The 4,304-nt window shown below is 61.1% G+C and carries 3 protein-coding genes and 1 pseudogene; 2 read left to right on the top strand and 2 right to left on the bottom strand.

Features of this window, described 5'->3' with window-relative positions; genetic code table 11:
- Together ACTHNZ_RS23870 and ACTHNZ_RS23865 are read right to left on the bottom strand one after the other, a co-directional pair.
- Positions 1 to 400, bottom strand: a pseudogene (locus ACTHNZ_RS23870) (threonine synthase); the annotation flags it as partial.
- Positions 401 to 505: 105 nt separating this feature from the next.
- Positions 506 to 1,636 carry a DSD1 family PLP-dependent enzyme gene (locus tag ACTHNZ_RS23865; protein ID WP_440545064.1) on the bottom strand — a complete coding sequence of 377 codons (1,131 nt, stop codon included), beginning with the start codon at positions 1,634 to 1,636 and terminating at the stop codon, positions 506 to 508.
- Positions 1,637 to 2,092: 456 nt separating this feature from the next.
- Here ACTHNZ_RS23865 and ACTHNZ_RS23860 point away from each other — a divergent pair, with 456 nt between their 5' ends.
- Both ACTHNZ_RS23860 and ACTHNZ_RS23855 read left to right on the top strand, forming a co-directional pair.
- On the top strand, positions 2,093 to 2,995 hold the full coding sequence (locus tag ACTHNZ_RS23860; RefSeq protein ID WP_440545063.1) for a GNAT family N-acetyltransferase: 903 nt from the start codon (positions 2,093 to 2,095) through the stop codon (positions 2,993 to 2,995).
- Between the two features lie 170 nt (positions 2,996 to 3,165).
- Positions 3,166 to 3,972, top strand: a complete 807-nt coding sequence (locus ACTHNZ_RS23855; RefSeq protein WP_440545062.1) for an ABC transporter substrate-binding protein — start codon at positions 3,166 to 3,168, stop codon at positions 3,970 to 3,972.
- Positions 3,973 to 4,304 lie beyond the last annotated feature (332 nt).

The following is a 4,304-nucleotide window of genomic DNA, read 5'->3' as shown; positions in this document are numbered from 1 at the left end:
ATGCGCCGCGGCGCTCGAGCTCCGCTTCGAACAGGTTGCCCAACAGTTGCATCGCCATATCCTTGAAGGCGAACGTCGGGCCGTTGGACAGGTTCAGCAAAGCGATCGACTCGTCGAGCGTTCGCAAGGGCACGATCTGTGCAGAGCCGAAGATTTCCGGCGTGTAGGTGCGGGCGATGAGAGAGCGCAGTGCTTCGGCCGGGATGTCGTCGATATACCGCGAAAGAATCTCGAAGGCCAGTTCGGGGTACGACAGGCCGCGCCAGTGCTTCAGCGTCGCATCATCGACTTTCGGGTAGGCGGTGGGGACGTACAAGCCGCCATCGGGCGCCAGTCCTTCCATCAACACTTCCGAAAACCGCCGATCGGCGCTGCCGCCGCGGGTCGAGACATACTTCATCGTAGAACTGACTCCTGTTTGAAACCTCGCCCTTTAGGGCGGTGAGCGGGGCCCCCGGCCTGAAGACCGGTTCTGGAAAGTGGCAGGCTTCGAATTCGGCGTTCGTTACCAACCGTAGAAGCGCGGCCAGGTTTCGACAGTGCCGTCACGGCTGACAGCCTCGTAGGCCGGATGCTGCGCCCCCGTGGCGCACGCGTGATTGGGCAGCACGCGCAGACGCGTCCCGATCGGAAAGCGCTGCTCGATCTCGTGATCCGGCGTGCCTGATCGGGAAACGATGCCGTGCTCCTGGTTCGCACCGCTCATCAGATAGTCGCCCAGCACCTCTCCGCTTTCGAGGCAGACGAGCCCGTAGCCGAAGTCATGCTTTTGCCGCTGCGTGCCCCGGTCGCGGCTCATCGCCATCCAACCCGCATCGACGATCGCCCAGCCTTTCTCGCGTTGGTGCCCGATTACCGTGGTCAATACGCTCAATGCGATCTCGGACGTATCGTTGACGCCGACGTTATGCATGACGAGATCGAACATGACGTAGACGCCAGCGCGGACTTCGGTTACCCCGTCAAGATGCTCGGCGGCCAGTGCTGTCGGCGTCGATCCGATGCTCACGACGTCGCACGGCAGACCTGCCGCCCGAATGCGCTGCGCGGCGCGCACGCACCCCGAACGTTCCTGTTCGGCGATGCGCACGAGTGCGTCATGGGTGTCATAGTCGTAGCTGGAGCCCGCGTGAGCCAATACCCCACCAAGATGCATGCCGCCGTTGGAGAGTGTCGTGGCGACGGCGAGCAGCACGTCGTCCTCCGGTGCGATGCCGGAACGATGGCCGTCTACGTCGATCTCGATCCAGACTTCGAAGCCTTCATCGTGTTCGCGGCCGAAAGCGACGATAGCCTCTGCGCAGGCGACGCTATCGGCGACGATCTTCAGGTCGCAGCCTTGCCGACGCAGTGCCAGCGCTTGCTGGAGTTTCGTTGGGGCCATGCCCACGGCGTACACGATGTCGCGGATGCCGGTGGCGAAGAACTGTTCGGCTTCCTTGAGCGTGGACACCGTGATCCCGCGTGCGCCGGCCTCCATTTGTGCCTTGACCACCTGCTCGCATTTCGTCGTCTTGACGTGCGGCCTGAATTTCACGCCGAGCGCGTTCATGCGTTGCTGCATCCGCTCGATGTTGCGGTTCATGCGCGCGACATCGATCAATGCTGCGGGCGTGTTCAACGACTCCAAATTCATTTATGGCTCCTGGCAATTCTTCACGCGGCCGGCTCTCGACGCCGGCGTCGCGGATACGGAGAGACCACTATAGGAGTTCACTGCGAACTTGTGCTTAATGCAGAATAAATCCGGCGTTAAATCATGATGAATGACACGTCACGCCATCCTATGGATGGAGGACCGAGATTCGGCGGTCCGTGCGACCGAGACGATACGAGTACCTCCTCCGTGCGGCGGGAGCGACAGTCCGGCGTTCCTCCGACCGGAGCATTAATCGAATCTTAACGGCCGGTTTATTGGCTGTTAAGCACGGGAAAAACATTCTTTCCTATAGTGCATCCCATGATGCTTGCCGGCTGCGGCGAGAGCGCGCTTAAGGGCTGCTCACGTTGTCCGCTGCTCGGGGTCCGCTCGCTTTGCACGCCGAGCAAGTCCAGCAAGTCCAGCAAGCGCACCATTTGGAAAACACGCTCGATGAAACAGGAATGCGCGGTGAACGATCTCCCTTCGACGACGGATGTTCGGTATCGAGCGTTTACGGCCGACGACATCTCTGCGGCTCATGGCCTCTCGACGGCGCTCGGCTGGCCCTATCGGCCGCAGGACTGGCAGTTCTCCGCTGAAACGGCAGTAGGGTTCGTGGCTGAAGAACACGGTGTCGTCATCGGTACGGCGATGTGCTGGAAGTTCGGAGCGGATCGTGCCTCGCTCGGGCACGTCATCGTCTCGTCGGAGCACCAGGGTCGGGGGATAGGCCGCAAGCTGATGGAGGCTGTCCTCGACGAGTTGGGACCGCGCGTCACGTTCCTGCATGCCACGCCGGCCGGCCGCCCACTTTACGAAAAGCTTGGATTCGCCGAATGCGGGACCTTGGATCAATGTCAGGGGAACGTCGCGAGGGCGGCACCGGTCGCGCTGCTTGACGGCGAACGACTGCGAGCGGCAATGCCCGCGGATTTCCCGTGCCTGTTCGAACTCGCTTCGCGCGCGACCGGTCTTGCGCGCGATGAGCTTTTATCGACGTTGCTCGAGCGCGGCGAAGGCGTCGTGCTCGAACGTGATGGGGAGATCGCGGGCTTCTCGGTGCTGCGCCGCTTTGGCCGCGGGTATGCGATCGGGCCCGTGGTCGCGCTTCGTTCGCGCGACGATGCGCGTGCAAAGGCGCTGATCGGCTATTGGCTCACCCGGCGAGAGGACGAGTTCATTCGTATCGACGTCCCCACCGAAACGAACCTGAGCCACTGGCTCGCCGAGCAGGGATTGAAGCGGGTGGACACCTGCTCGAAGATGGTGCTGAACGCGCCCGCCGAAGCGCACCGGGGCGCGCCCGATCCGGTATGCAGGTTGTACGGGCTTATTAGTCAGGCTCTGTTGTAGGACGCGGTATGCGCGGCAAAGACAGCCGCGACGACCTGAACTTGGTTTGCAGTCGTTTGATAAGGGGGGACGCTTTCGCAGGGGGTGCCATCGCGGTGCTAAGGCTGTCGACCGTCTCGTGAATAGGCTTTTGCCGCGTTTGTCTGAAGAATTTTCGTTGAGGATCCGTCATGTATCACTATCCGTCGCAGTCTGTTTCCGGCATCCATGCCAGCTTCTTCCGGCGTATCTTCGCCGTGGCCGCAGTCGCCCTTTCCATGGCGTTCGGCGTCGGCCATGCATGCGCAGCAACGGTCAAGATTTCCGCCGGGACTACGCCGTCCAGCGTTCCGAATGCGTTCTTGGACCTAAAGACCCATGAGATCGCGGGAGTCATGCCCGACGTGATCCGTGAAATCGGGAAGCGCGAAGGGTTCGACGTATCGTTCGACGTCATCCCTTTTTCCGCGTTGATTCAGTCCGTTGTCTCCGACAAGATCGACCTCATCGTTGCCGGCATGTCCCCCACGCCGAAGCGCGCGGAAGTCATCGATTTCTCGCAGCCCGTGGCGTTTTTTGGAAAAGGGATCATCGTCAACGCCTCGGATAAGACGAGCTACCACACCATCCAAGATTTGAAGGGCACGGTCGTCGGAGCGGGCGTGGGGGAGGAGACCTCCGAGGAACTGATGAAGCTCGGCATCTTCAAGGAAGTCAAGTTGTACAACACCGGAGCGGACATGGCGCGCGACGTTGCGCTGGGTCGTATTACGGCCGCATTCAATGACTATCCGGTATGGAAGGCGCAGGAAGCGGCCGGGACGCTGCAGGGCTGCCGCGTCGTCGACGGTTTCATGCCGCTGCGCAGGGTGCCTATCGCTTTCGGCGTGAAGAAGGGCAATGAGGCACTGCTTTCGAAGATCAACGACGGGCTCGCCAAGATCAAGGCGGACGGAACGCTGGATAAGATCCTGAAGAAATGGAATTTCGTGGATTGACGTACGCGTGGTCGATCGATTGTTGGAGAAGCGCATAGTGATGCGTATCCCCGGCTAGGTTCGAAGCAGTTGACCCGGCCCGAGCGATGCGCATGAGTATGGCCCATGGGTAAGGAGACGGCCGGTTTGCCCGATTGTCCAAGTGCCGCCATCGAGAGCAACCGTCCTCGATGGCGGCACTGGCGATCGGCGCCGGCCATGCAGTGCAACGATTATTAGAAAGGCGAATCATGCGTTGGAGCGACATCGTCGAGTTCGTCCCGATCCTGCTCGAAGGGGCCGGGATGACCGTGTTCATCACCATTAGCTGCTTGATTCTCAGCACCGCGCTC

Source organism: Trinickia sp. (assembly GCF_051953955.1).
Taxonomy (GTDB): domain Bacteria; phylum Pseudomonadota; class Gammaproteobacteria; order Burkholderiales; family Burkholderiaceae; genus Trinickia.
Note: the sequence above shows the minus strand (reverse complement) of the source record. Positions and strands in the feature narration are given on the sequence as shown.